At 58.8% G+C, this 23,355-nt stretch carries 30 protein-coding genes; 19 read left to right on the top strand and 11 right to left on the bottom strand.

Annotated features, from left to right (window positions below; all coding sequences use genetic code 11):
* Nucleotides 1-4: 4 nt before the first annotated feature.
* Nucleotides 5-550: a DUF4410 domain-containing protein gene (locus PspS35_RS19490; protein WP_159936402.1), complete on the bottom strand. Its 546-nt coding sequence runs from the start codon at nt 548-550 to the stop codon at nt 5-7.
* A gap of 321 nt (nt 551-871) precedes the next feature.
* Between PspS35_RS19490 and PspS35_RS19485 the strand changes: the two genes are divergently transcribed.
* The 4 genes from PspS35_RS19485 to PspS35_RS19470 all read left to right on the top strand — a co-directional run bounded on the left by PspS35_RS19485 (nt 872) and on the right by PspS35_RS19470 (nt 3,667).
* Nucleotides 872-1,588: a DUF969 domain-containing protein gene (locus PspS35_RS19485; protein ID WP_159936401.1), complete on the top strand. Its 717-nt coding sequence runs from the start codon at nt 872-874 to the stop codon at nt 1,586-1,588.
* Nucleotides 1,585-2,535, top strand: coding sequence for a DUF979 domain-containing protein (locus PspS35_RS19480; RefSeq protein ID WP_159936400.1), 951 nt, complete (start codon nt 1,585-1,587; stop codon nt 2,533-2,535). Before PspS35_RS19485 ends, PspS35_RS19480 begins: the two co-directional genes overlap by 4 nt.
* 7 nt (nt 2,536-2,542) lie before the next feature.
* On the top strand, nt 2,543-3,157 hold the full coding sequence (gene pcp / locus PspS35_RS19475) for a pyroglutamyl-peptidase I (RefSeq protein WP_159936399.1): 615 nt from the start codon (nt 2,543-2,545) through the stop codon (nt 3,155-3,157).
* 63 nt (nt 3,158-3,220) lie between these two features.
* Nucleotides 3,221-3,667: an anti-virulence regulator CigR family protein gene (locus tag PspS35_RS19470; RefSeq protein WP_159936398.1), complete on the top strand. Its 447-nt coding sequence runs from the start codon at nt 3,221-3,223 to the stop codon at nt 3,665-3,667.
* 11 nt (nt 3,668-3,678) lie between these two features.
* On the opposite strand, the gene PspS35_RS19465 is transcribed toward PspS35_RS19470, so the two are convergent.
* Nucleotides 3,679-5,079 (bottom strand): heavy metal sensor histidine kinase, encoded by a 1,401-nt coding sequence (locus PspS35_RS19465; RefSeq protein ID WP_159936397.1) that lies wholly within the window; start codon nt 5,077-5,079, stop codon nt 3,679-3,681.
* Entirely contained in the window at nt 5,076-5,747 is a 672-nt protein-coding gene (locus tag PspS35_RS19460; protein ID WP_159936396.1) for a heavy metal response regulator transcription factor, read from the bottom strand. The genes PspS35_RS19465 and PspS35_RS19460 overlap by 4 nt, the downstream gene beginning before the upstream one ends.
* A gap of 236 nt (nt 5,748-5,983) precedes the next feature.
* Between PspS35_RS19460 and PspS35_RS19455 the strand changes: the two genes are divergently transcribed.
* On the top strand, nt 5,984-6,661 hold the full coding sequence (locus PspS35_RS19455) for an HAD-IA family hydrolase (RefSeq protein ID WP_159936395.1): 678 nt from the start codon (nt 5,984-5,986) through the stop codon (nt 6,659-6,661).
* A gap of 55 nt (nt 6,662-6,716) precedes the next feature.
* Here PspS35_RS19455 and PspS35_RS19450 read toward each other — a convergent pair whose 3' ends face one another.
* Nucleotides 6,717-6,968, bottom strand: coding sequence for a hypothetical protein (locus PspS35_RS19450; protein WP_159936394.1), 252 nt, complete (start codon nt 6,966-6,968; stop codon nt 6,717-6,719).
* 209 nt (nt 6,969-7,177) lie between these two features.
* Nucleotides 7,178-7,372 (bottom strand): carbon storage regulator CsrA, encoded by a 195-nt coding sequence (gene csrA, locus PspS35_RS19445; protein ID WP_003192511.1) that lies wholly within the window; start codon nt 7,370-7,372, stop codon nt 7,178-7,180.
* Between the two features lie 262 nt (nt 7,373-7,634).
* Between csrA and PspS35_RS19440 the strand changes: the two genes are divergently transcribed.
* Nucleotides 7,635-8,000 (top strand): SPOR domain-containing protein, encoded by a 366-nt coding sequence (locus PspS35_RS19440; protein WP_174244881.1) that lies wholly within the window; start codon nt 7,635-7,637, stop codon nt 7,998-8,000.
* Between the two features lie 31 nt (nt 8,001-8,031).
* On the opposite strand, the gene PspS35_RS19435 is transcribed toward PspS35_RS19440, so the two are convergent.
* From PspS35_RS19435 to PspS35_RS19425, 3 genes are all read right to left on the bottom strand, one after another.
* Nucleotides 8,032-8,721 carry an endonuclease I family protein gene (locus PspS35_RS19435; RefSeq protein WP_159936392.1) on the bottom strand — a complete coding sequence of 230 codons (690 nt, stop codon included), beginning with the start codon at nt 8,719-8,721 and terminating at the stop codon, nt 8,032-8,034.
* Between the two features lie 4 nt (nt 8,722-8,725).
* The gene (locus PspS35_RS19430) at nt 8,726-8,977 is read right to left on the bottom strand and encodes a DUF1654 domain-containing protein (RefSeq protein ID WP_174244827.1); all 252 of its coding nucleotides are present in this window, start codon (nt 8,975-8,977) and stop codon (nt 8,726-8,728) included.
* Between the two features lie 184 nt (nt 8,978-9,161).
* On the bottom strand, nt 9,162-10,250 hold the full coding sequence (locus PspS35_RS19425; protein WP_159936390.1) for an asparaginase: 1,089 nt from the start codon (nt 10,248-10,250) through the stop codon (nt 9,162-9,164).
* Between the two features lie 541 nt (nt 10,251-10,791).
* Here PspS35_RS19425 and PspS35_RS19420 point away from each other — a divergent pair.
* The 7 genes from PspS35_RS19420 to PspS35_RS19390 are packed head-to-tail and all read left to right on the top strand — an operon-like array spanning nt 10,792 to nt 17,757.
* Nucleotides 10,792-11,748 (top strand): sugar ABC transporter substrate-binding protein, encoded by a 957-nt coding sequence (locus PspS35_RS19420; protein ID WP_159936389.1) that lies wholly within the window; start codon nt 10,792-10,794, stop codon nt 11,746-11,748.
* Between the two features lie 57 nt (nt 11,749-11,805).
* Nucleotides 11,806-13,359 (top strand): sugar ABC transporter ATP-binding protein, encoded by a 1,554-nt coding sequence (locus PspS35_RS19415; protein ID WP_159936388.1) that lies wholly within the window; start codon nt 11,806-11,808, stop codon nt 13,357-13,359.
* Nucleotides 13,356-14,333 (top strand): ABC transporter permease, encoded by a 978-nt coding sequence (locus PspS35_RS19410; RefSeq protein ID WP_159936387.1) that lies wholly within the window; start codon nt 13,356-13,358, stop codon nt 14,331-14,333. The genes PspS35_RS19415 and PspS35_RS19410 overlap by 4 nt, the downstream gene beginning before the upstream one ends.
* A 3-nt stretch (nt 14,334-14,336) precedes the next feature.
* A complete protein-coding gene (locus PspS35_RS19405) occupies nt 14,337-15,359 on the top strand; it encodes a LacI family DNA-binding transcriptional regulator (protein WP_159936386.1) in 1,023 nt (340 codons plus the stop codon).
* Between the two features lie 23 nt (nt 15,360-15,382).
* Nucleotides 15,383-16,300 carry a ribokinase gene (gene rbsK, locus PspS35_RS19400; protein WP_159936385.1) on the top strand — a complete coding sequence of 306 codons (918 nt, stop codon included), beginning with the start codon at nt 15,383-15,385 and terminating at the stop codon, nt 16,298-16,300.
* Nucleotides 16,297-16,701: a D-ribose pyranase gene (rbsD, locus tag PspS35_RS19395; protein WP_159936384.1), complete on the top strand. Its 405-nt coding sequence runs from the start codon at nt 16,297-16,299 to the stop codon at nt 16,699-16,701. The genes rbsK and rbsD overlap by 4 nt, the downstream gene beginning before the upstream one ends.
* 27 nt (nt 16,702-16,728) lie before the next feature.
* A complete protein-coding gene (locus PspS35_RS19390; protein WP_159936383.1) occupies nt 16,729-17,757 on the top strand; it encodes a nucleoside hydrolase in 1,029 nt (342 codons plus the stop codon).
* Nucleotides 17,758-17,790: 33 nt separating this feature from the next.
* On the opposite strand, the gene PspS35_RS19385 is transcribed toward PspS35_RS19390, so the two are convergent.
* Entirely contained in the window at nt 17,791-18,003 is a 213-nt protein-coding gene (locus PspS35_RS19385; protein WP_159936382.1) for a hypothetical protein, read from the bottom strand.
* 157 nt (nt 18,004-18,160) lie between these two features.
* Between PspS35_RS19385 and PspS35_RS19380 the strand changes: the two genes are divergently transcribed.
* Together PspS35_RS19380 and PspS35_RS19375 are read left to right on the top strand one after the other, a co-directional pair.
* Nucleotides 18,161-18,466, top strand: coding sequence for a hypothetical protein (locus PspS35_RS19380; RefSeq protein WP_159936381.1), 306 nt, complete (start codon nt 18,161-18,163; stop codon nt 18,464-18,466).
* A 146-nt stretch (nt 18,467-18,612) separates the two neighbouring features.
* Nucleotides 18,613-18,933, top strand: coding sequence for an I78 family peptidase inhibitor (locus tag PspS35_RS19375; protein WP_159936380.1), 321 nt, complete (start codon nt 18,613-18,615; stop codon nt 18,931-18,933).
* Nucleotides 18,934-19,006: 73 nt separating this feature from the next.
* On the opposite strand, the gene PspS35_RS19370 is transcribed toward PspS35_RS19375, so the two are convergent.
* Both PspS35_RS19370 and PspS35_RS19365 read right to left on the bottom strand, forming a co-directional pair.
* Nucleotides 19,007-19,219 carry a cold-shock protein gene (locus PspS35_RS19370; RefSeq protein ID WP_003234260.1) on the bottom strand — a complete coding sequence of 71 codons (213 nt, stop codon included), beginning with the start codon at nt 19,217-19,219 and terminating at the stop codon, nt 19,007-19,009.
* A gap of 289 nt (nt 19,220-19,508) precedes the next feature.
* A complete protein-coding gene (locus PspS35_RS19365; protein ID WP_159936379.1) occupies nt 19,509-19,823 on the bottom strand; it encodes a hypothetical protein in 315 nt (104 codons plus the stop codon).
* A 365-nt stretch (nt 19,824-20,188) separates the two neighbouring features.
* Here PspS35_RS19365 and thrS point away from each other — a divergent pair, with 365 nt between their 5' ends.
* The 4 genes from thrS to rplT are packed head-to-tail and all read left to right on the top strand — an operon-like array spanning nt 20,189 to nt 23,303.
* Nucleotides 20,189-22,111 (top strand): threonine--tRNA ligase, encoded by a 1,923-nt coding sequence (gene thrS, locus PspS35_RS19360; RefSeq protein WP_159936378.1) that lies wholly within the window; start codon nt 20,189-20,191, stop codon nt 22,109-22,111.
* Nucleotides 22,111-22,662: a translation initiation factor IF-3 gene (infC, locus tag PspS35_RS19355; protein WP_015884933.1), complete on the top strand. Its 552-nt coding sequence runs from the start codon at nt 22,111-22,113 to the stop codon at nt 22,660-22,662. The genes thrS and infC overlap by 1 nt, the downstream gene beginning before the upstream one ends.
* A gap of 60 nt (nt 22,663-22,722) precedes the next feature.
* The gene (rpmI, locus tag PspS35_RS19350) at nt 22,723-22,917 is read left to right on the top strand and encodes a 50S ribosomal protein L35 (RefSeq protein ID WP_002553160.1); all 195 of its coding nucleotides are present in this window, start codon (nt 22,723-22,725) and stop codon (nt 22,915-22,917) included.
* Between the two features lie 29 nt (nt 22,918-22,946).
* The gene (gene rplT, locus PspS35_RS19345) at nt 22,947-23,303 is read left to right on the top strand and encodes a 50S ribosomal protein L20 (RefSeq protein WP_053257052.1); all 357 of its coding nucleotides are present in this window, start codon (nt 22,947-22,949) and stop codon (nt 23,301-23,303) included.
* Nucleotides 23,304-23,355 lie beyond the last annotated feature (52 nt).

Below are 23,355 nucleotides of genomic sequence, written 5' to 3'. Positions count from 1 at the left end.
TGTCTTACTGGGTCTTGGCGTTCTTGATGTCACTGATCATCTGCTTGGCAATCGCCTGAACCTGCTTCTGCGTCATGGCCGAAGCGATGCCTTCCCAGGCGGACGATGACGTGTCGTAGGTGCGCGAGCCAATTGGCGCGCCGGATTTCAGGTCAGAGTAATCGGCGCGGGAGAACACCCAGGCATTACCTACCAGCGCGCCGGCGACATACCGTGAGCCGGGTTCGATGTAGCGGAACTTGCTTACGTTGATGGCGATGCCGACGCCGGTTTCGCCGCTTGGGGTCACCGAGGCGGTTTCTGTGACATTGAAGCCGGCCTGGCGTGCTTCGACCTGGAGTGCGTTATTCCAGTCACGCTTGAGCAGGTTCCAGTCCGGGTTCTGCTCCAGTTGGTTTTCACCTTTGATGCTCACCACCAGGTTCTGTTTGGCGGCTTGCGGGATCGCCAATTCAGCGCTGCCACCACTTTTGACCTTGGCGGCACACCCGCCGAGCATCGACAAGGCAACGGCGCAGGAGAGGGCGATCAGGATTTTTTGGGTTTTCATTGAATTTCCATATCCACAGCAGTGATAAGAGGCATGTGCCGGGCTCCGGCGCGGGGCTAAGATGCGCGAATCCCTCGCGACCTGTCTACATTTTGTTACACGTACTGCCTTCAGCCGCCGACAAAATTTATTGGTTCGCAGCAACAATTTTTCTTGTTGGACACCTCCCGCCTCCAGGCAGCACAGTTGCCGCCACTGACGCTCGCCCTGACGGGCCAACAATAAAAAACCGAGCCGACTGCACGCCACTTCCTGCTGTGAACACTTTGTTCACATCCTGCTGTAATGGCGCCGCAGCGCGCACTTAAGGACCTCTTCGCCATGCAAACCGTTGTGAATCTGTGGCCGTTGATCGGCGTACTTGTGATCGTGGTTGGCTTTGTTTTGCGCTTCAATCCGTTGTTGGTGGTCACCGCCGCCGCGTTGGCCACCGGGCTCGCTGCCCACTTCCCGCTGGAAAAAATCCTCGCCACCATGGGCGATGGTTTCCTTCAAACCCGTGCCCTGCAATTGATCCTGCTGTTGCCCCTGGCGGTCATAGGCTTGCTGGAGCGCCATGGGTTGCGCCTGCATGCGCAGAACTGGATTGCGCGGTTTGAGCGCGCCACGGTCGGGCGCTTGCTGATTATCTACCTGTTTGTGCGCGAATCCACCGCCGCCATGGGCTTGACCAGCCTGGGCGGGCACCCGCAGATGGTGCGTCCGCTATTGGCACCGATGGCAGAAGGCGCGGCAGAAAAACGTTACGGCAAACTGCCGGACAAGGTGCGCCACAAGGTATTGGCCATGTGCGCGGCGACGGACAATGTCGGGCTGTTTTTTGGTGAGGATATCTTTGTCGCCTTTGGTGCTATCGCGTTGATGCACACCTTCCTGCTGGGCTCGGGAATTGATGTAGAGCCACTGCACATTGCTGTGTGGGGCATCCCCACGGCGATTTGCGCCTTCATCATCCACGCGATCCGATTGCATCGTTTTGACCGCCGCCTTACCCGTGAGCTGACGCCCGTCGTCGTCCCAGTGGAGGCTGCACAATGATCATCTCCATTCAATACCTGTACTGGCTGGCCGGGGTGCTGCTGCTGATTACCGCCGGCATGATCCTGATGGACCGTGCCCATCCCAAGCGTTGGTCCAGCGCCCTGTTCTGGCTGCTGTTCGCGATTCCGTTCCTGGTGGGCGAGCGCCTGCCTTCGGTGGTGATCGGCGCGGGCGTGGTGGTCATGGCCCTGATCGCAGGCTTTGGCGGCGTTGGTCGTGGCACCCATGTCGAGTTGCATGACAAGGCCTCCCGTGCCAGTGCCGGGCGTCTGGGACACAAACTGTTTATCCCGGCGCTGGCCATTCCGTTGACCACGGTGATCGGCTCGGTATTGCTCAAGCACACCGAAATCGGCGGGGTGCCGTTGCTGGATCCGAAAAACACCACCTTCGTGTCGCTCGGCCTTGGCTGTCTGATCGCCCTTGGGCTGGCCTGCTGGTTGACCCGCGATACGCCGGTGCAAGCCTTGCGCGAGTCGCGCCGCCTCACCGAGGCCCTGGGTTGGGCCATGGTGCTGCCGCAGATGCTGGCGATGCTTGGCCTGCTGTTCAATGAAGCGGGGGTCGGCACAGCTGTCGCGCACGTCACCACCACTTATATCAACCTGGATTTCAAGTTGGTGGCGGTGATGGTCTATGTCTTGGGCATGGCGCTGTTCACGGTGATCATGGGTAACGGCTTTGCAGCGTTCCCGGTGATGACGGGCGGGGTCGGCGTGCCAGTGCTGGTGGGTATCTACGGCGGGAACCCGGCGGTGATGGCGGCCATCGGTATGTTCTCCGGCTACTGCGGTACCCTGATGACCCCCATGGCCGCCAACTTCAATATCGTACCGGCGGCGTTGTTGGAGCTGCCGGACAAGAATGCGGTGATCAAGGCCCAGTTGCCAACTGCGCTGATGATGCTACTGGTCAATATCGTGCTGCTTTACCTGTTGATGTGAGGCCTTTATGCAAACCGTACTGCTGACGGGGTTTGAGCCCTTTGATCAAGATCCGGTGAATCCTTCCTGGGAGGCAGTGCGCCAACTGGACGGTGTGCAGTTCGCTGAGGATGTACAGATTGTTGCGCGTCGGCTGCCCTGTGCGTTTGCCACCGCCCCCGAGTGCCTGGTGCAACTGATCAGCGAACTGCGGCCGGCGATGGTCATCGCCACTGGCCTGGCGCCCGGGCGCAGCGAGATTTCCTTGGAGCGGGTGGCGATCAATATCAACGACGCGCGTATCCCCGATAACCTGGGGTATCAGCCCATAGACACGTTAGTTGTCGCGGATGGGCCGGCGGCTTATTTCTCGACGCTGCCGATCAAGGCGATGGTCAAGGCAGTGCGTGAGTCGGGGGTTGCTGCCTCGGTGTCGCAGACGGCGGGCACCTTTGTCTGCAACCAGGTGTTCTATCGTTTGCAGCACCTGCTGGCAGGCTCGCAGGTACGCAGTGGTTTTATCCATGTCCCCGATCAATCGTTGATGGCGTTGTCGAGCCTGGTCGATGGGTTGCGCGTCGCCGTGTCGGTGGCGTGGAACACGCCTGTGGATGTACGGGAAGTGGGCGGTCAGGTGAGCTGACTCAACGCGCGGCGCGCTAACTTCGGCTACAGTTGAGCTACGTTTCTGCCTTGGATAGTCGCCATGATCAAGCCGCTGAAGTTCGTGTCTGTTGCACTGTCGCTTGTACTGTTTGCCGGTAGCGGGATGGCCCTGGCGGATCCGGGCAATGGCAAGGGGCAGGGTAACAACAAGGGCAACAACCCGGCTGGGCAAGGGCATGACAAGCCTAAAGGCAAGGGGGCGCCGAACAGTCGCGGCCCCAGCGTCGACCGTGGCAGTGTGCTCGGTGTGCTGGGGGGCTACCGCGATTACTGGAGCCCCGGACCGGCGTTGCCGCCGGGTATCCAGAAGAACCTGGCGCGCGGCAAGCCCTTGCCGCCAGGCATTGCCAAAAAGCTTGATGGCCGTTTACTCGGCCACTTGCCCCGTTACGATGGGTATGAGTGGCGGCAAGTGGGCACCGACCTGATATTGGTGGCTATCGCGACGGGCCTCGTCTATGAAATCCTCAATGGCGCCTTTGATTGAGCGGCCGTCGTTCATGCCTCGCGGCGTGGGAAAAACAGCTCAAAACAGGTCACCTCATCTTCGCTGGTAACGCTGTAGTGCCCGTTATGCAATTGCATGATGGTCGCCACGATAGACAGGCCCAACCCATTGGAGTGGGCCGAACGCTCCCGTGATTCATCCACCCGGTAAAACCGTTCGAACAGCCGCGACAAATGCTCGGCGGGAATGGTCTGGCCCTTGTTGCTCACGCATAGCCTGATGCCCGCAGCAGTTGGAATCGCCTGGATCAGCAGCTCGCCATTCGGCGCGCCATATTTGATGGCGTTGGCGCACAGGTTTGCCAGGGCGCGACGCAGCAGCATCGGTTCCGCCCAGATCACACCGTCGCCCTCGGTCCGAATGCTGATACCCACATCGCCCGCCAACCCTTCGAAATAATCCGCGATGCGCGCTATTTCATCCGCCGCCGCCAACGCTTGGCGTTGGCGCAGGGCGCTGACCGGGTCGGTGCGTGCCAAAAACAGCATGTTGTCGAGCATCCTCGCCAGCCGCTCCAGCTCTTCGATATTGGAGGCCAGGAGTTGCTGGTAGCTCTCGCTGCTGCGTTGCTGTTGCAGGGCGACCTGGGTTTCCCCCAGCAAGTTGTTGATCGGCGTGCGCAGTTCGTGGGCCATGTCGGTGGACACCTGGCCCAGTTGCACAAAGCCCTTGGCCAAGCGCTCAAGCATGGTGTTGAACGCGTCGATCATCGCCAGCAGCTCTTTCGGCGCGCCGTGGCTGTCCAGGCGTTCGGCCAGGTTGCCCACGCCGATCCCCTGGGCATGCTGCGCCAAGCGCCGCAAGGGCAGCAGGCCGCGATGCACCAGCAGGTAGCCCACCAGTGCGAGGAGGATCGCGGCGATGCTGGCCAGGATATACACGCTCAACCGGTAGCTGGCGAGCATGGCCGTGCGCTCGGTCATCAGGCGTCCGCTGGTGACTTGCAGGCTGCCCAGGTCGCCGGAATCGATGGACGCGGCCAGGGTGGAGAAGGGCACGCCGTTTATGCCGGGCAGGTGCTGCACGTCGCTCAGCGCGAGGACGTGATCCTTGGGCACCGGCTTGATCGCGGGCAGGTCGATGTTGCCCGGGTTTACCAGCAGCAGCGGCGCTTGGCCGGGGGCGGCGATGCTCAGCACGGATTCACGGTTGCCCAGCATGTTCTGGAACAGTTCCGGTTTGGTCCTGATCAGGTCCAGTGTGTTGCTGTCGTTGAGCAGGTTACGCAGTTGATCCACCCGGGAAATCAATTGCACATCGTCGCGCAGGATCAGCTCGCGCTCCAGCTCGCGGTACAGTGCCACGCCAAGGGTGGCGAGCAGGGCAAAGGCGAGCAGGGCGAAGATCAGGGCCAGGCGCAGGGTCAGGGAATAATGACGGCGGTGGGTCATGGCTGGGTATCGAAACGGTAGCCAATGCCCCGCACGCTGTGGATCAGCTTGAGCGGGAACGGGTCGTCTATTTTCAGGCGTAGGCGCCGTACGGCCACGTCTACCACGTTGGTGTCGCTGTCGAAGTTCATGTCCCAGACCCGCGAGGCGATCAGCGAGCGCGACAGCACCTGGTCCTGGTGGGTGGCGAACAGGTGCAACAGGGCGAATTCCTTATTGGTCAGGGTGATGCGCGTGCCAGCACGGGTAACGCGGCGTTTGAGCACGTCGATCTGCAGGTCGGCGATGTGCAACTGTTCTTCTTCACGGCTTGGGCCGCGACGGGTCAGGGTGCGCAGGCGTGCAACCAGTTCGGCGAAAGAGAAGGGCTTGATCAGGTAATCATCGGCACCCAGTTCCAGGCCTTTGATACGGTCGGCAATGTCGTCGCGAGCCGTCAGAAAAAGCACTGGGGTGTCGGAATCTTTGCGCAGGCGACGCAGCACTTCCCAACCGTCCATTTTTGGCATCATCACATCCAGCACGATTACGTCGAATGGCGTTTCCAGCGCTTGGTGCAAGCCATCCACGCCATCGCGGGCGAGGCTTACGCAGTAGCCCTGTTCCTGCAGGCCGTTGAGCAGGTAATTGCCGGCCTTGGGTTCGTCTTCGACAACGAGGATGTTCATTTGAAATGCCCTGATTCAATACGTGGCGCCAGTGTAGCCGGATCAATTGCTACTGGCGCATTGAGTCGTGCCAGTGCGTTCATGGTAACCAGGCGCCTCGAACAGCGCGGCAACAGGATGATGACAAGTTTGTAATGATTGACGGGTTGCGCGGGCGTCGGCGTTTACAACCCAAGGAGTGATCCGTAGATTGCATCGGGCCGATTATTCGTTTCAGCTCACGAGGAAACCCCGCAGTGTCTATCCGAGGTTCAGCCGTACTTGCCCGCCCTTACCGCGCCTTCCTGTTCGATATGGACGGAACCCTGCTCAATTCCATTGCCGCCGCCGAGCGCGTGTGGGGCATCTGGGCTGCGCGCCACGGGCTGGATGTCGCGGCCTTTTTGACCACTATTCATGGGGCGCGGGCGATCGACACCATCACGCGCCAGGCATTGCCTGGTGTCGATCCGCAGGTAGAGGCAAAGTGGATTACCGAGGCTGAAATCAACGATGTGCAAGGCGTCGTGGCGATTCCCGGCGCTGTCGCGTTTCTCAACAGTGTGCCCGGTGATCAGTGGGCGCTGGTCACCTCTGCGCCGAAAGCGTTGGCATTGCGCCGGTTGCAGGCCGCAGGCATTGCGCCGCCAGCGTTGCTGGTGACTGCCGAAGACGTGGCCATCGGCAAACCGAACCCCGCTTGTTATGAGTTGGGCGCCCAGCGCTTGGGGGTGCCGGTGCAGGACTGCCTGGTGTTCGAGGACGCGACGGTGGGGATTCGTGCGGGGGAGGCGGCTGGGGCGGATGTGCTGGTGGTGACGTCGACGCACCTCGAGCCCATGCTCACGGAACATCCGTCGATTGAGGGGTATGAACAGTTGCAGGTACGACGCTGCGCTGATGGCTTGTTGTATTTGCAGAGCGCGGTGGGCTGACACACTCGCCGAGTTCGTGTCCGTTCTTGGCCTGTTTCGCATTGAGCATGTGCCGTCAGGCGCCCGTTTTATCGGCGGCCCGCCGGCACAGCTGGCGCTGCAAGGCCTGCTGGATGGGCTTGAGGCAGAACATGAACAGGTACGCACACAGCAGTAGTACCAAATCCAGCGAGGAATGCGAGGTGGTCGGCCCCGGGCCTTCGATTTCCAGCCACAGGCCATATTCCAAGCCCATGAAGACCAGCCCTATCAACAAAGCGAGCATCCAGGATCTGGAAAAAAATGGCGACGCGGTAGTGGGCCTCATCGACGTGCTCCTGAGTGCACACGGACGGAAGGATGTCAGTCAGGAGTTTCGGCTGTGGGCAGTGGAACAAGTTCCAAGCGTTAGGATAATTTCATCTTTGGGGCACTTGGGCGTACGGGCGACGCTGATCACGCATTCAACCACGAACAATCCGAATAAGGCTTTCGCCAGCCGTTACATGAACGAAAGGGCTGGCTACTGAGTGCGCTTCAAGGCGTCTGGTTTTTGTCCGGAGCGGTCAGGCCAGCCTGGATGCGCTGGTAGATCTCCTCGCGATGCACGGCAACGTCCTTGGGTGCGTTGATGCCGATTCGTACTTGCTGGCCGCTTACGCCCAGGATGGTGATCGTGATGTCATCACCGATGTTTATGCTTTCACCGACTTTGCGGGTGAGTATAAGCATGGACTTCTCCTTGATTGCTTTTAGGACACATGTTTCAGACAGGGCAGGTGTCGGATGTGTGTAGCTTACTGCTAAGCGCTTCCCTGTGACTGCCTCTTTTAGGACGCATAGAGGCGACATTAATTCCCATGGCGGCATCATACAGGTCTGCGATACATCATTCGCATTGTTTAAGCCAACGTTTATGACGGCCAGAATAGACAGTGAATGATAAAGTCGCCTCTTTATCCTTTAAAGGAGCAGGGCAGTGCGTAAAGTAGCGATGGCAATTGCGGTGTTGGCATTGGCCGGTTGCGGTGAAGGCAACCGTGTCGATGCGCCCAAGGCCAAGCCAGCCGTGACTGAGAGCCAGCCACAGATCGGCGCGATTGCCGCCCAGGAATGGGACCTGCGAGTAGGTCCCCCGGACCACAAGCTGCAGGCCATCACCGACCTGACCGCCTGGCTGCTTGAGCATGGTTTCAATTTTTATATCGTGAAAGTCGACGGCAAGGACGAAGTGCTACTGGGGCCATTCGCAACCAAGGCTGAGGCCGAAGCCAAGCAGACGCTGCTCAACGAAAAAATGGCCAGGGCCAAGAAAACCGACACGGTGTCCGAGATCATCGAGCACAACGCTGCACCGTAACGTGAAGTCTGGGCGGGAGTCCCGCCCATTTTCAACCGCAGGCTTTGAGGTTCACCGGGCCGACAAACTCATTGCCGCGCCCCATCACACACGCCACGGTCTGGTTTCGCTGGCGCTCCCAGGCCTGCACCGGGTAGGTCTTGTTCCACGCTTCATACAACTGGCGATCCTGTTTCGACAGGCGCAAGCCGTACTGCTTGCTCATGTAGAAGTACGTACGTGCGATCATCCCGCGAATGGACGGGCGCGGCATGACCTTCTTGGCTTTGAAGTCCACCTGGGTCAAGCATGAGCCGTATTGCCCGCTTTGCACTGGCAACCAGCCAAAACTGAAGTTGCTGCGGTCACCGTTAACCTCACCGATACTTGGCACCAGGTTGTGCAGGTCTGCTTCGGCACGCTTGAACACATCATCATGGCGCGTGCAGTTCTTGCGCCCTCCGTCTTGCCAGCACTGGCGTTGATGACCAATCTGCCAGGCCGGGACAATGTGTTCCCACTCGATGCGCGCCGCGCGGTTGGCATTTTTGCGTGGTATGTAACCGCAGGCTTTGAGGTCAACGCGGTTACCGGTGTATTTACAGCCGCAATAGAACTCGGTGGATTGCGGTGCATACAGTGTCCAGGCGATTTTCTTGGCTTCGCTAAAGGTGCGGGGCGCCTGGGCGTGGGCGGTGACGGCAAAAAACAGGCAACAAACAGCAATAAAACGGGCACTCATTGAATCAGTCTTCCTTCGGCACAACCCAGAAAATCTGCACGCCGCCGTCGTCGCGGTAAGCGAGGGTGACGTTGTCGTTCTCCGCGATTTCCTCCAGCAAGCGTTGCCACTCATCCTCGGGTTCGTCCGGTAAACGGAAGATCAAGGCGGCCTTGGCTTTCTGGGCGTTGGTGGAGTTGATGATTTTTTGCACACGAATAGCCAAGCGTTCGTAGGCATTGGGCGGAGTAGGCGCTACGGAAGAAGACTTTGCCACGGAGGATTCCTTATTAAGCTGTACGTGCATACAGTATTTAACTGTAGGCAATTTCGCAACTGCTTAAATTTCGAGGAGTTAGTCCGACAGCAAATTAAGGGAAGAGGTGTAGGGCGGGAGGGGGAGGGAGTTTGTTATGGCGAGGGAGCAAGCTCCCTCGCCACATACAGGGTGCCGTCAGGAATCAATATTCCCAGAAAATTCGTTGCAACTCTTTGCTGTCCTGGGTCTTGGTCAGGGCGACCATTGCCAGAATCCGCGCTTTTTGCGGGTTAAGGTCGAGGGCGGCAACCCAGTCGTATTTGTCATCTGGCTGTTCGGCGTTACGCAGCACCATGCCACCGGCATTCACGTGGGAAGAGCGAATGATCTGTACGCCTTGCTTACGCAATTCCACCAGGGCAGGGACCACCTTGGACGATACCGAACCATTGCCGGTACCGGCATGGATGATGGCTTTGGCGCCAGACTGGGCCAGGGCCTTGTAGGCGGTGTCGCTCACGTTGCCATAGCCATAGGCAATTTCAACGTCGGGCAGGCTCTTGATGTTCTTGATGTCGAATTCCGAATCCGTGGTGTGGCGCTTGGCTGGCAGGCGGAACCAGTAGGATTTGCCTTCAACGACCATGCCCAGTGGGCCCCATGGGCTTTTGAATGCTTCGGTCTTGATGTTGATCATCTTGCTGACGTCGCGACCCGATTGGATCTCGTCGTTCATGGTCACCAGCACGCCTTTGCCGCGTGCGTCTTTGCTGCCGGCTACCGCCACGGCGTTGTACAGGTTGAGCATGCCGTCAGCCGACATGGCGGTGCCCGGGCGCATGGAACCGACGACCACGATTGGCTTGTCGGTTTTTTCCACCAGGTTCAGGAAGTAGGCGGTCTCTTCCAGGGTGTCGGTACCGTGGGTGATCACGATGCCGTCCACGTCCTTGCTGTCCGCCAACTCAGCGACGCGTCGACCCAGTTGCAGGAGGTTTTCATTGGTGATGCTTTCGGACGCAATTTGCATCACTTGCTCGCCACGCACGTTGGCGATCTGGCTCAGCTCGGGAACCCCCGCGATCAATTGCTCGATACCGACTTTGGCGGCCTGATACGTGGCGCTGTTGGCCGCGCTCGCGCCTGCGCCGGCAATGGTGCCGCCAGTGGCGAGGATTACCACGTTGGACAGCTTGGTCTTGGATTCAACGTCCTTTGCCTGGGCGGCAACGGGGAACAGCAGCAGAAGGGCTAATGCGCCCGGAACACAATTCTTCAATGCAGATTTCATTATTTTTCTCTCTGGTTTTTGATGAGTGCTGCAGCAGGTTCATCTAGAACACTCGGGCGGTGCTGAATGCCTCGAGGTGCTGTGTAAGAGCAGGATCTGTACCAGACTGAATGTGTCGGCATTTTTAAAATAAGTGATTGATTTGTAAGGCTATTAATTTTTATTCGAAAGAAATGTACCAGGCAGGCGTCCGGCTTTCCGAATAAGCCGGGCCTTTGCGTTCGGTTGTCCGACAGAAATATCCGAAAATTCCGGTTATCAGGCCAAAGCCCGTGATTTCATCGCGTGGTTGGGTAAAGGATGTCTATTCATGCGCTTCAATCGCAGTTAGGCGACGGGGCTTGTATGAAACGTCGTTGTCTACCGTTGACAAATCCCGGCAAGGTTCTCATAGTCCGGGTAACGCAAACGTTTGCGAGATATTTCGCGAGGTGCTCAGGGAGCTCCGTGAAAGCTCGTATCAGCCGCCCGGTTGGGGGGCTGCCGAAACGGTTTTCGGTGCAAGCGTTGCTTACAATAATCATAAGATCGGAGTGAACCCATGAAGCTGCCATTCGCTGGACGTCTTCTTGCTGTCGCTGTGCTTGCTGCCGCATCCGCCGCTTTACCTCTTTCCTCTGCATTCGCTGACGACGCCGTCAAACCCAAGGTCGGCCTGGTGATGAAATCCCTCGCCAATGAATTCTTCGTCACCATGCAGGACGGTGCCAAGGCGTACCAGAAAGATCACGCCGCCGATTTCGACATGATTACCAACGGTATCAAGAACGAAACCGATACCAGTGCGCAGATCGACATCGTCAACCAAATGATCCTCGCCAAGGTCAACGCCATCGTCATCGCGCCTGCCGACTCCAAGGCCCTGGTCACCGTACTCAAGAAAGCCTCCGACGCGGGTATCAAGGTGGTCAACATCGACAACCGCCTGGACCCGGGTGTACTGAAAAGCAAAAACCTCGAGATTCCCTTCGTCGGCCCCGACAACCGCAAAGGCTCCAAGCTGGTGGGCGACTACCTGGCCAAGCAACTGGCTGCGGGCGACAAAGTCGGCATCATCGAAGGCGTACCGACCACCACTAACGCCCAGCAGCGCACCGCAGGCTACAAGGACGCGATGGACGCAGCTGGCATGAAGATCGTTTCCACTCAATCGGGTAACTGGGAAATCGACCAGGGCCAGAAAGTGGCCTCGGCCATGCTGAGTGAATACCCGGACCTCAAGGCATTGCTGGCGGGTAACGACAATATGGCCTTGGGCGCCGTCTCCGCCGTGCGCGCAGCGGGCAAGTCCGGCAAGGTGCTGGTAGTGGGCTACGACAATATCGAAGCCATCAAGCCGATGTTGCAGGACGGTCGCATCCTGGCGACCGCCGACCAGGCGGCTGCCCAGCAAGCGGTGTTCGGTATCCAGAACGCGCTCAAGTTGGTCAAGGGTGAGAAAGTCGATGCCAACGATGGCGTGATCGAAACCCCGGTCGAACTCGTCCTCAAGAAGTAATGGCGGTAGCACCCAACAGCGTCCGCTCGCCCTGGGCGGACGCCTGGAGATTTTCCTATGTCATCTTCTGCCCCGAACGCTGTCCTCTCGGTCAGCGGTATCGGTAAGACCTATGCCCAACCGGTTCTGTCCGACATCACGCTCACGCTTAACCGCGGGGAAGTGCTGGCGCTGACCGGTGAGAACGGCGCAGGCAAAAGTACCTTGTCGAAGATTATCGGTGGGTTGGTCACACCGACCACCGGGCACATGCAATTCAACGGTCAGGATTACTGCCCGGCCAGTCGTACCCAGGCCGAAGCGCTGGGCGTGCGCATGGTCATGCAAGAGCTCAACCTGCTGCCGACGCTGACCGTTGCCGAAAACCTGTTCCTGGATAACCTGCCCAGTTGCGGTGGCTGGATCAGCCGCAAGCGCCTGCGTAAAGCGGCGATCGAGGCCATGGCCCAGGTCGGCCTGGATGCCATTGACCCGGACACCCTGGTTGGCAGTCTGGGCATCGGCCACCAGCAGATGGTCGAGATCGCCCGCAACCTGATCGGCGACTGTCATGTACTGATTCTCGATGAGCCCACGGCCATGCTCACCGCCCGTGAAGTCGAGATGCTGTTTGAACAAATCACCCGCTTGCAGGCCCGGGGCGTGGCGATCATTTACATTTCGCACCGGCTGGAAGAGTTGGCCCGCGTCGCCCAGCGTATTGCGGTACTGCGCGACGGCAAGCTGGTCTGCGTCGAGCCGATGGCCAATTACAACAGCGAGCAACTGGTGACCTTGATGGTCGGCCGCGAGCTGGGTGAACACATCGATCTTGGCCCGCGCAGCATCGGCGGTCCGGCGCTGACCGTGAAAGGCCTGACCCGCTCGGACAAAGTCCGCGACGTGTCCTTTGAAGTGCGTGCTGGCGAGATCTACGGCATTTCCGGCCTGATCGGCGCTGGCCGTACCGAATTGCTGCGCCTGATCTTTGGTGCCGACCTGGCCGACAGCGGCACCGTGGCCCTTGGCTCGCCGGCCCAGGTGGTGAGCATTCGTTCGCCGGTGGATGCGGTCGGTCATGGCATCGCCTTGATTACCGAGGACCGCAAGGGCGAAGGCCTGCTGCTGACCCAATCCATCAGCGCGAATATTGCCTTGGGCAACATGCCGGAAATCTCCGGTGGTGGCGTGGTCAATCGCCGGGACGAAACCGCATTGGCCAAGCGCCAGATCGACGCCATGCGCATCCGCAGTTCCAGCCCGGCGCAATTGGTGTCGCAGCTGTCCGGCGGCAACCAGCAGAAGGTGGTGATTGGCCGTTGGCTGGAGCGCGACTGCTCGGTGATGTTGTTCGATGAGCCCACCCGCGGCATCGACGTGGGCGCCAAGTTCGACATTTATACCCTGCTTGGCGAGTTGACCCGCCAGGGCAAGGCGTTGGTGGTGGTGTCCAGTGACTTGCGTGAACTCATGCTGATCTGTGACCGCATCGGCGTGCTCTCCGCCGGCCGCTTGATCGAGACGTTCGAGCGCGACAGTTGGACCCAGGACGAATTGCTCGCCGCCGCGTTTGCCGGCTATCAGAAACGTGACGCGCTGCTCAATGACGCCGCGCCTAGGAATACCCCATGAAAACCACATCCTCTGCCGGTAAAACCGGTGGCAATTTCTTCGGCCTGGGCACTTACCTGGGGCTGGCGGGTGCCTTGCTCGCGATGATTGCGCTGTTCTCGGTGCTGAGCGATCACTTCCTGTCCTACGACACCTTCAGCACCCTGGCCAACCAGATCCCGGACCTGATGGTACTGGCGGTGGGCATGACCTTCATCCTGATCATCGGTGGCATTGACCTGTCGGTGGGCTCGGTATTGGCGTTGGCGGCGTCGGCGGTGAGCGTGGCGATTCTCGGTTGGGGTTGGAGCGTGTTGCCAGCCGCTTTGCTGGGTATGGGTTGCGCTGCGTTGGCTGGCACCATCACCGGTTCGATCACCGTGGCCTGGCGGATTCCGTCATTTATCGTGTCCCTCGGTGTGCTGGAGATGGCTCGCGGCGTGGCGTACCAGATGACCGGTTCACGCACCGCCTATATCGGTGATTCGTTTGCCTGGCTGTCCAACCCGATTGCCTTCGGTATTTCTCCCTCGTTCATCATCGCGCTGCTGGTGATCGTCGCTGCCCAGTTGGTATTGACCCGCACGGTATTCGGCCGTTACCTGATCGGCATCGGCACCAATGAAGAGGCGGTGCGCCTGGCCGGTATCAATCCCAAGCCCTATAAAATCCTGGTGTTCAGCCTGATGGGCCTGTTGGCCGGTGTGGCGGCACTGTTCCAGATCTCGCGCCTGGAAGCGGCGGACCCGAACGCCGGCTCAGGCCTGGAGCTGCAAGTGATCGCCGCGGTGGTGATCGGCGGTACCAGCCTGATGGGCGGGCGCGGTTCGGTGATCAGTACCTTCTTTGGTGTGTTGATTATTTCGGTATTGGCTGCCGGCCTGGCGCAGATCGGCGCCACGGAACCCACCAAGCGCATCATCACCGGTGCCGTGATCGTGATTGCCGTGGTGCTCGATACCTACCGCAGCCAACGCGCCAGTCGGCGGGGCTGAGCCATGGCAACGATCAAGGATGTGGCCGCGCTTGCAGGTATTTCCTACACCACCGTGTCCCATGTGGTGAACAAGACGCGCCCAGTGAGCGAGCCGGTACGCATAAAGGTCGAAGCCGCGATCAAGCACCTCGACTACGTACCCAGCGCGGTCGCGCGCTCGCTCAAGGCCAAGACCACGGCCACCATTGGTTTGCTGGTGCCTAACAGCCTCAACCCGTACTTTGCGGAGCTGGCGCGGGGCATCGAGGATTACTGCGAGCGTAACGGCTACTGCGTAATCCTGTGTAATTCCGATGACAACGCGCAAAAACAGCGCAGCTATCTGCGGGTGCTGCTGGAGAAGCGCGTCGATGGCTTGATCGTGACCTCGGTCGGTGGCGATGACAGCGGCCTCGCCGCAGGCCTGAGCGCAGTGCGCACGCCCATGGTGATTGTCGACCGCGCGCTGGACGGCATTGATGTCGACCTGGTGCGCATTGATCACGAGCAGGGCGCCTACCTGGCGACCCGGCACTTGCTGGAGCTGGGGCATCGCGATATCGCCTGCATTGGCGGCCCCGCTCATACCCGCGTGGCGCAAATGCGCCTGGCGGGGTACCACCGCGCCTTGCTTGAGGCGGGCGTGGCGGTGACGGCCACGCGCACCCTGGAAAGTGACTTCACCAGCAACGGCGGTTACGCCGCCGCCGCGCAATTGCTAGCACAAAACCCACCCAGCGCGATTTTTGCCAGCAACGACATGATCGGGTTCGGCGTGTTACGCGCAGCCGCCGAGCGTGGCATTCGCGTGCCCGGCGAGCTGTCGGTGATTGGCTTCGATGACATTCAGATGGGCCGCTACGTGTACCCGGCACTGACCACGGTCGGGCAATCGATCCTGCAACTGGGCGAGACCGCGGCCGAGCTTTTACTGCGACGAATTGCAACCCCCCAACTGCCGATCGATCAACGCATCGTGACGCCGAGCATTGTATTGCGCGAGTCGACGGCGCCCGTCGCCGGCGTGTTCGCCCAGTACCGCTGAACCGACTTGATGAGTACTGATGTATGCCAGCAAAAGTAGTGGTAGTAGGCAGCCTGAACATGGACCTGGTCACTCGTGCCAGTCGGCTGCCCCGCGCCGGTGAAACCCTGATCGGTCAAACGTTCTCCACCGTTCCTGGAGGCAAGGGTGCCAACCAGGCCGTGGCAGTGGCAAGGCTGGGCGCGGATGTGGCGATGATTGGCTGTGTGGGCAAGGACGCCTACGGCGCTGAGCTGCGTGATGCGTTGCTGGTGGAAGGTATCGATTGCCAGGCCGTCAACGCCGTGGACGGTTCCAGCGGGGTGGCGTTGATCGTGGTGGACGACAGCAGCCAGAACGCCATTGTGATCGTTGCGGGCAGCAACGGTGAGCTGACGCCTGCATCACTGCAGGCCGCTGATGCAGTGCTGCAAGCTGGCGATGTGATCATCTGCCAGCTGGAAGTGCCAATGGCGACCGTGGGCTACGCCCTCCAGCGTGGCCGTGCATTGGGCAAGACTGTGATCCTCAACCCGGCCCCGGCCAGCGGTCCCTTGCCGAAAGAATGGTATGCCTGCGTCGATTACCTGATTCCCAATGAGAGCGAAGCCACCGCGCTGAGCGGTGTGACGGTTGACTCTCTCGACAGTGCCAAGGCGGCTGCGACGCAACTGATCAACGCCGGGGCCGGCAAAGTCATCATCACGCTCGGTGCTCAAGGCGCGCTGTTTGCTGACGGCCGGCGCTTTGAGCATCTCGCTGCACCCAAGGTCAAGGCGGTGGACACCACGGCCGCGGGCGACACCTTCGTTGGCGGCTTTGCTGCTGCATTGGCCAGCGGCAAAGGTGAGGCCGAGGCCATCCGTTTTGGCCAAGTGGCCGCAGCGCTGTCGGTCACTCGCGCCGGCGCGCAACCCTCCATTCCCACGCTGCATGACGTTCAAGGTTTTGTGCCCGAATGAAAAAGACCCCGTTGCTCAATATTGCTCTGTCGCGCGTCATCGCATCCCTGGGCCATGGCGACGTCCTGGTCATCGGCGATGCCGGCCTGCCGGTGCCGCCAGGCGTTGAGCTGATCGACCTGGCGCTGACCCAGGGCATCCCCGACTTCATCAGCACCCTGCGCACTGTGCTCAGCGAAATGCAGGTGGAAAGCCACGTGCTGGCTGAAGAAATCCTACTCAAGCAGCCTCCTGCGCTGACTGAGTTGAATGCCCTTGCTGAACAGGCCGCCCTAGGTGAGCGGCGCCTGCTCAGCCATGAAGGGTTCAAGCAACTCAGCCGCACCGCGCGCGCCGTCGTGCGCACGGGCGAGTGCCAGCCGTACTGCAATATTGCGCTGGTGTCCGGCGTGACGTTTTAGCGTTCCCCCAACGACAAGGAGTGTTTTATGCACCGTGGAATCCCAACCCTGAAAAACCTGTTCCGGAGTGTCCTGCTTTTGTCCGCACTCACTGCAGCAAGCGCCCAGGCGGCGGAGAAAATCGACCTGATCATCGACACTGACCCCGGTGCCGATGACGTAGTGGCCTTGCTCTTTGCCATGGCGTCCCCTGAGGAGTTGAGCATCCGTGCGCTGACGACGGTTGCCGGCAACGTGCGCCTGGACAAAACCTCCCGCAATGCGCGGCTGGCTCGCGAGTGGGCAGGGCGCGAGGACATCCCGGTGTACGCGGGTGCACCAGCGCCGTTGCTGCGCAAGCCGATCTATGCCGAGAATATCCACGGCAAGGAAGGTATTTCCGGGGTTGCCGTGCACGAACCCAAAAAGGGCTTGGCCGAGGGTAATGCCGTTGATTACCTGATCAAGACCCTTCGTGCTGCCAAGCCTCACAGCATCACAATTGCCATGCTCGGCCCACAGACCAACCTGGCGCTGGCATTGACTCAGGACCCGCAAATCACTCAGGGCATCAAGGAAGTGGTGGTGATGGGCGGTGCGCACTTTAACGGCGGTAATATCACACCGGTTGCCGAGTTCAACCTGTTCGCCGACCCGATCGCGGCTGAGGTCGTGCTCAAGAGTGGCGTGAAACTGACCTACTTGCCGTTGGACGTAACACACAAAGTGCTGACCAGCGACGCGCGCCTGAAGAAAATCGCCGATATCAAGAACAACGCGAGCAAGGTGGTCGGCGACATTCTCAACGAGTACGTCAAGGGCGATATGGAGCACTACGGTATTCCCGGCGGCCCGGTGCACGACGCCACCGTCGTTGCCTACCTGCTCAAGCCTTCGTTGTTCAGCGGGCGTGAGGTCAACGTGGTGGTAGACAGCCGTGAAGGCCCGACATTCGGTCAGACCATTGTCGACTGGTACGACGGCCTGAAGCAGCCGAAGAATGCATTCTGGGTTGAGAACGGCGACGCCCAGGGCTTTTTCGACCTGCTGACCGAGCGCCTTGCGCGCCTGAAGTGACCGCTGCAGCGGCCGACATTCGTTGGCCGGTTCTTACTCGCGGTCGGGGTCGTGTGCCCCTCTGTGGTCGGCCGGGTATTTCTCGAATACCTGGCCGATGAACGCTTGCGCCGCCTGGGTCCCCAGTTCCTTGACCAGCAGGTCGATGCCGATGATTGCCAGTTCCTCTGGGCTTCCGGGGCTGTAGGAGCTCTGTCCTTGGGGCCACTTGGCTTTGATGTCGGCTTGGAGCGTTACGGTGGTCATGGATATCTCACGGGGCTGAAGGTCCTGGGCAATGCGCTGGAACGCGGTTCCAGCGGGCGCAGTTAAGCATTTTGCACGGCATTTGGCACTGCTACTTAGGCATGAGCCAAGCGCTGTGACACACTGTGCCCCTGTTTTATTGCCGGGGAACAACCGCGTGCAGATCGATTTGAATGAACCTGACAGCCTGAGCCTGGACGCCGTGCGCCAAATGCTCGCCAGTGCCAGTGATGATGAGCACACCCAGTTGCGTGTGACGAAGGCCGGAATCGCTTACATCTCGTCGGGTGTAGTGGGCGGCAGTGATATAGACGGCCTGCTGTTTCGCCTTGAAACCTGGGCCAAGGGCTCCGGTTATGTAGGTAACGTGGCGGCGAGCGATGAGGTCTGGGTGATGCAGATTTTTAATGCATTGAAGCAGAACTGGCCCAAGCCACTGTTCGATTACATCGATATCTACTGATTGCGTTCATATCTGGTCACGATTGATCGCGCGAATGCCTGCTGAGAGTCAGGCAGACTTGTCCGTCGGCGGTTTACGTCTTGAAACCAATCTTGCCGGAACGCTGTCGTACGCTCTCTGTTCATTTTTTATCAATAGGAGGCTTCATGCCTTGGAAGCTCGCATCATTGGGTACTTTGTTGGCCGCGCTCGCGTTGGCGGGTTGCAGCACCCCAGGTGCCTCTGAGCCAGCCAAAGACACCGCCGTGGCCGATGCCGGGCATAGTCGCTGTGAGTCAAAGGCCGCCGAATTCACGATCGGCCAGAAAGCCTCGCCCCAGTTGCTGGAACAGGCCCGCACCCGTGCCGGCGCGCAGAACGCGCGGATCCTCAAGCCCAGCGATATGATCACCCTGGAATACCGTTCCGATCGCCTCAACCTGAACACCGACGACAACTTGGTGATCACTCGGGTCAATTGCGGCTAAGCCTCTGCAGGCTTTTACGGCACCCATAAAAAACCCCGTCGCATGGACGGGGTTTTTTTAGCTCAGCGGAGAATTACTCGCCGCGAACCTGTGCAGCTTGCATACCCTTTTGGCCTTTCTCAGCCACGAAGGAAACGGTTTGGCCTTCTTTCAGGCTTTTGAAACCGTCGCTTTCGATAGCTTTGAAGTGTACGAACAGGTCGTCACCGCCACCTTGAGGAGTGATGAAGCCGAAGCCTTTTTCATCGTTGAACCATTTAACGGTGCCGGTTTGGCGATTAGACATGGTGTATCTCCAAGAAACATATATTTTCAGTAGTGCTGTGCTGCTCAGGCCAACTGGGCACACCGGGCTATCATAGTCGAAATGTTCGGCTTGGGAGCCCCCCCAAGGCATTGTTTGCTAATCAATAGCGTTGCGTTTAGTGCTTTACTCGGCTGAAAGCCCCGAAATACGGGGCTTTTGCGCGAAATATCAGCTGGTAAAAAAAGCCATAAAAGCGATGAGATTTGTGAGAAATGGCAGTTTTCAGGCGGTTTTTTCAACAAAAAGACCGTCAGATCGAAGGCCGATCTTATTTTTTCTTCACCACTTTGCAGGACGAAATTGCCGCGACTGCCTTGTTTTTGAGTGGTGCGCTGGCATTCGGGTTGGTCATGAGTTCTTTGATCTCAGCGGTGGTCAACTCGGCATTGATCTTGTCCGCGCCACATTCGCAGTGGGCTTTGGCGGTTTTGGCGTCCACGTTCTGGCTGGCGGCAGCGCTGCAATCGTTGACGAAGCTGTCACGAGCGCCGGCTGGCCAGTTCGATGGGGCTGCGGCCTGCGCGCCGAGGGAAAGGAGGGTCAGGGAGGCGGCGAGCGCGAGGGTAGAGGTAAAACGCATCATGAAGTGCTCCTTTAATTCGAGGACGAACGGCGATTCTCAGGGGGTTTGAGGGCTTGGGTACAGTCCAAGTTCATTTTTGCAGCTATAAAGCCGGGAATTTGTCTTTACATAAGAGGGCGTCGGCGCGATGACCGTTCATCTGTGCTAGCATCGTCGGCCTGGCTTTTACAGGCGCGCCATTTGCCGTCTTGCCACGTTCTTTTTAGCTCACTCCAGTCACTCTGGTTCGATTATCGGTTGGCCGAAAGGCTCCTGCCGCTGTAAGGCAGGCGTTCATCACTGAACGGCCTGGTGTTGGATCTTGTACTGGCTCATCCCAACCCACGTGACCTTTGGTAGGGGTCACCACTAGGAGAGGAGGCGCCATGCCAACTATTACTCTTCCCGATGGCAGTCAACGTTCATTCGATCATGCGGTTTCCGTAGCCGAGGTCGCCGCATCCATTGGTGCCGGCCTGGCCAAGGCCACCGTCGCCGGTAAAGTCGACGGCAAGCTAGTCGACGCCAGTGACCTGATCACCTCCGACGCCAGCCTGCAAATCATCACGCCCAAGGATCAAGAGGGGCTGGAGATCATTCGTCACTCTTGCGCTCACTTGATTGGCCACGCGGTCAAGCAGCTGTACCCAACCGCAAAGATGGTGATCGGTCCGGTTATCGAAGAAGGCTTCTATTACGATATCGCCTACGAGCGTCCTTTCACTCCGGACGACATGGCAGCCATCGAGCAGCGCATGCACGCGCTGATCGAGAAAGACTACGACGTCATCAAAAAGGTCACCCCGCGCGCCGAAGTGATCGACGTGTTCACCGCCCGTGGCGAAGACTACAAGCTGCGTCTGGTGGAAGACATGCCGGACGAGCAGGCCATGGGCCTGTACTACCACGAAGAATACGTCGACATGTGCCGTGGCCCGCACGTGCCGAACACACGATTCCTCAAGTCGTTCAAGTTGACCAAGCTGTCCGGTGCCTACTGGCGCGGCGATGCCAAGAACGAACAGTTGCAACGGATCTACGGCACCGCCTGGGCTGACAAGAAGCAGCTGGCGGCCTACATCCAGCGCATCGAAGAAGCCGAAAAACGCGACCATCGCAAGATCGGCAAGCGCCTGAACCTGTTCCATCTCCAGGAAGAAGCGCCGGGCATGGTGTTCTGGCACCCGAACGGCTGGACCCTGTACCAGGTGCTCGAGCAGTACATGCGCAAGGTTCAGCGCGATAACGGCTACCTGGAGATCAAGACTCCGCAGGTCGTTGACCGTAGCCTGTGGGAGAAATCCGGGCACTGGGCCAACTACGCCGACAACATGTTCACCACCCAGTCGGAAAATCGCGACTACGCCATCAAGCCAATGAACTGCCCGTGCCACGTGCAGGTGTTCAACCAAGGCCTGAAGAGCTACCGCGAGCTGCCGATGCGTCTGGCCGAGTTCGGTGCTTGCCACCGTAACGAGCCGTCGGGCGCTCTGCACGGCATCATGCGTGTACGTGGCTTTACTCAGGACGACGCCCACATCTTCTGCACCGAAGAGCAGATGCAGGCTGAATCCGCCGCGTTCATCAAGCTGACCATGGACGTTTATCGCGATTTCGGCTTCACCGAAGTCGAAATGAAGCTGTCCACTCGTCCGGAAAAACGCGTTGGCTCCGACGAGTTGTGGGATCGCGCCGAAGCTGCTCTGGCCGCAGCGCTAGACAGTGCGGGCCTTGCGTACGATTTGCAGCCGGGCGAGGGCGCGTTCTACGGTCCTAAGATCGAGTTCTCGCTGAAAGATTGCCTTGGCCGTGTCTGGCAATGTGGTACCTTGCAGCTCGATTTTAACCTGCCGATCCGTCTGGGAGCCGAATACGTCTCCGAAGACAACAGCCGTAAACACCCGGTTATGCTGCACCGGGCGATCCTCGGCTCGTTCGAACGGTTCGTCGGGATCCTGATCGAGCACTACGAGGGTGCATTCCCTGCGTGGCTGGCGCCGACCCAGGCAGTGATCATGAATATCACTGATAAACAGGCAGATTTTGCCGCTGAAGTTGAAAAAACTCTCAACGAAAGCGGATTTCGTGCCAAGTCCGACTTGAGAAATGAAAAGATCGGCTTTAAAATCCGCGAGCATACTTTGCTCAAGGTTCCCTATCTTTTGGTTATCGGAGATCGGGAAGTCGAGATGCAGACTGTCGCTGTGCGTACTCGTGAAGGTGCTGACCTGGGCTCGATGCCCGTCGCCCAGTTCGCTGAGTTCCTCGCGCAAGCGGTTTCCCGGCGTGGTCGCCCAGATTCGGAGTAATTATTATTAAGCGTGAAATGAGACAAGATAAACGAGCTGCACCGAAAGCCCCGATCAACGAGAATATCTCGGCACGCGAGGTTCGGTTAATTGGCGCTGACGGCGAGCAGATTGGCATCGTCTCGATTGATGAAGCGCTTCGTATTGCAGAAGAGTCCAAACTGGACCTGGTGGAAATCTCCGCCGATGCAATCCCACCCGTTTGCCGGGTGATGGACTACGGCAAGTCGATCTTCGAAAAGAAGAAGCAGGTTGCCGCGGCGAAGAAGAACCAAAAGCAGATTCAAGTAAAAGAAATCAAGTTTCGTCCAGGGACGGAGGAAGGGGATTACCAGGTAAAACTGCGCAACCTGGTACGTTTCCTGAGTGATGGGGACAGGGCCAAGGTATCCTTGCGATTCCGCGGCCGTGAGATGGCCCACCAGGAGCTGGGGATGGAACTCCTCAAGCGGGTTGAAGCTGACCTGCTCGAGTACGGTTCGGTCGAACAGCATCCTAAGATGGAAGGACGCCAGCTGATCATGGTCATCGCCCCGAAAAAGAAGAAGTAATCAACAGGGCACGGCAGGCCTTCTGATTATGTTTATCAACTGAATGCGGAGTATCCGAACATGCCAAAGATGAAGACTAAAAGTGGTGCTGCTAAGCGGTTTCTGAAAACTGCTAACGGTATCAAGCACAAGCACGCTTTCAAGAGCCACATCCTGACCAAAATGTCGACCAAGCGTAAGCGTCAACTGCGCGGTAGCAGCTTGCTGCATCCGTCTGACGTGGCAAAAGTCGAGCGCATGCTGCGCCTTCGTTAATTTTGGATCAAGAATAGAGGAAGTAACTCATGGCTCGTGTAAAGCGTGGCGTCATTGCCCGTAAACGTCACAAAAAAATTCTGAAACTCGCTAAAGGCTACTACGGCGCGCGTTCACGCGTATTCCGTGTTGCCAAGCAAGCGGTAATCAAGGCAGGCCAATACGCCTACCGTGACCGTCGTCAGAAAAAACGTCAGTTCCGCGCTCTGTGGATCGCTCGTATCAACGCTGGTGCTCGTGTTAACGGTCTGTCCTACAGCCGTTTCATTGCTGGCCTGAAAAAAGCTTCCATCGAAATCGACCGTAAGGTTCTGGCTGAACTGGCCGTGAACGATAAAGCGGTGTTTGCTGCGATTGTCGAGAAAGCTAAAGCCACCTTGGCTTAAGTACCCCCGACAGTCACCCCGGGCTACTCCTGTGGCCTGAGGTGGTAAACGT

The sequence above is a fragment of the Pseudomonas sp. S35 genome, from assembly GCF_009866765.1.
GTDB lineage: Bacteria > Pseudomonadota > Gammaproteobacteria > Pseudomonadales > Pseudomonadaceae > Aquipseudomonas.
The sequence above is the reverse complement of the archived record's forward strand: the minus strand, read 5'-3'. Positions and strand labels throughout refer to the sequence as shown.

What these genes read in the sequence shown, in the direction of transcription:
- PspS35_RS19490 (WP_159936402.1), bottom strand. Translation starts at nt 550, where the DNA reads ATGAAAACCCAAAAAATCCTGATCGCCCTCTCCTGCGCCGTTGCCTTG.
- PspS35_RS19485 (WP_159936401.1), top strand. Translation starts at nt 872, where the DNA reads ATGCAAACCGTTGTGAATCTGTGGCCGTTGATCGGCGTACTTGTGATC.
- PspS35_RS19480 (WP_159936400.1), top strand. Translation starts at nt 1,585, where the DNA reads ATGATCATCTCCATTCAATACCTGTACTGGCTGGCCGGGGTGCTGCTG.
- pcp (WP_159936399.1), top strand. Translation starts at nt 2,543, where the DNA reads ATGCAAACCGTACTGCTGACGGGGTTTGAGCCCTTTGATCAAGATCCG.
- PspS35_RS19470 (WP_159936398.1), top strand. Translation starts at nt 3,221, where the DNA reads ATGATCAAGCCGCTGAAGTTCGTGTCTGTTGCACTGTCGCTTGTACTG.
- PspS35_RS19465 (WP_159936397.1), bottom strand. Translation starts at nt 5,079, where the DNA reads ATGACCCACCGCCGTCATTATTCCCTGACCCTGCGCCTGGCCCTGATC.
- PspS35_RS19460 (WP_159936396.1), bottom strand. Translation starts at nt 5,747, where the DNA reads ATGAACATCCTCGTTGTCGAAGACGAACCCAAGGCCGGCAATTACCTG.
- PspS35_RS19450 (WP_159936394.1), bottom strand. Translation starts at nt 6,968, where the DNA reads ATGAGGCCCACTACCGCGTCGCCATTTTTTTCCAGATCCTGGATGCTC.
- csrA (WP_003192511.1), bottom strand. Translation starts at nt 7,372, where the DNA reads ATGCTTATACTCACCCGCAAAGTCGGTGAAAGCATAAACATCGGTGAT.
- PspS35_RS19440 (WP_174244881.1), top strand. Translation starts at nt 7,635, where the DNA reads ATGGCAATTGCGGTGTTGGCATTGGCCGGTTGCGGTGAAGGCAACCGT.
- PspS35_RS19435 (WP_159936392.1), bottom strand. Translation starts at nt 8,721, where the DNA reads ATGAGTGCCCGTTTTATTGCTGTTTGTTGCCTGTTTTTTGCCGTCACC.
- PspS35_RS19425 (WP_159936390.1), bottom strand. Translation starts at nt 10,250, where the DNA reads ATGAAATCTGCATTGAAGAATTGTGTTCCGGGCGCATTAGCCCTTCTG.
- PspS35_RS19420 (WP_159936389.1), top strand. Translation starts at nt 10,792, where the DNA reads ATGAAGCTGCCATTCGCTGGACGTCTTCTTGCTGTCGCTGTGCTTGCT.
- PspS35_RS19415 (WP_159936388.1), top strand. Translation starts at nt 11,806, where the DNA reads ATGTCATCTTCTGCCCCGAACGCTGTCCTCTCGGTCAGCGGTATCGGT.
- PspS35_RS19410 (WP_159936387.1), top strand. Translation starts at nt 13,356, where the DNA reads ATGAAAACCACATCCTCTGCCGGTAAAACCGGTGGCAATTTCTTCGGC.
- PspS35_RS19405 (WP_159936386.1), top strand. Translation starts at nt 14,337, where the DNA reads ATGGCAACGATCAAGGATGTGGCCGCGCTTGCAGGTATTTCCTACACC.
- rbsK (WP_159936385.1), top strand. Translation starts at nt 15,383, where the DNA reads ATGCCAGCAAAAGTAGTGGTAGTAGGCAGCCTGAACATGGACCTGGTC.
- rbsD (WP_159936384.1), top strand. Translation starts at nt 16,297, where the DNA reads ATGAAAAAGACCCCGTTGCTCAATATTGCTCTGTCGCGCGTCATCGCA.
- PspS35_RS19390 (WP_159936383.1), top strand. Translation starts at nt 16,729, where the DNA reads ATGCACCGTGGAATCCCAACCCTGAAAAACCTGTTCCGGAGTGTCCTG.
- PspS35_RS19385 (WP_159936382.1), bottom strand. Translation starts at nt 18,003, where the DNA reads ATGACCACCGTAACGCTCCAAGCCGACATCAAAGCCAAGTGGCCCCAA.
- PspS35_RS19375 (WP_159936380.1), top strand. Translation starts at nt 18,613, where the DNA reads ATGCCTTGGAAGCTCGCATCATTGGGTACTTTGTTGGCCGCGCTCGCG.
- PspS35_RS19370 (WP_003234260.1), bottom strand. Translation starts at nt 19,219, where the DNA reads ATGTCTAATCGCCAAACCGGCACCGTTAAATGGTTCAACGATGAAAAA.
- PspS35_RS19365 (WP_159936379.1), bottom strand. Translation starts at nt 19,823, where the DNA reads ATGATGCGTTTTACCTCTACCCTCGCGCTCGCCGCCTCCCTGACCCTC.
- thrS (WP_159936378.1), top strand. Translation starts at nt 20,189, where the DNA reads ATGCCAACTATTACTCTTCCCGATGGCAGTCAACGTTCATTCGATCAT.
- rpmI (WP_002553160.1), top strand. Translation starts at nt 22,723, where the DNA reads ATGCCAAAGATGAAGACTAAAAGTGGTGCTGCTAAGCGGTTTCTGAAA.
- rplT (WP_053257052.1), top strand. Translation starts at nt 22,947, where the DNA reads ATGGCTCGTGTAAAGCGTGGCGTCATTGCCCGTAAACGTCACAAAAAA.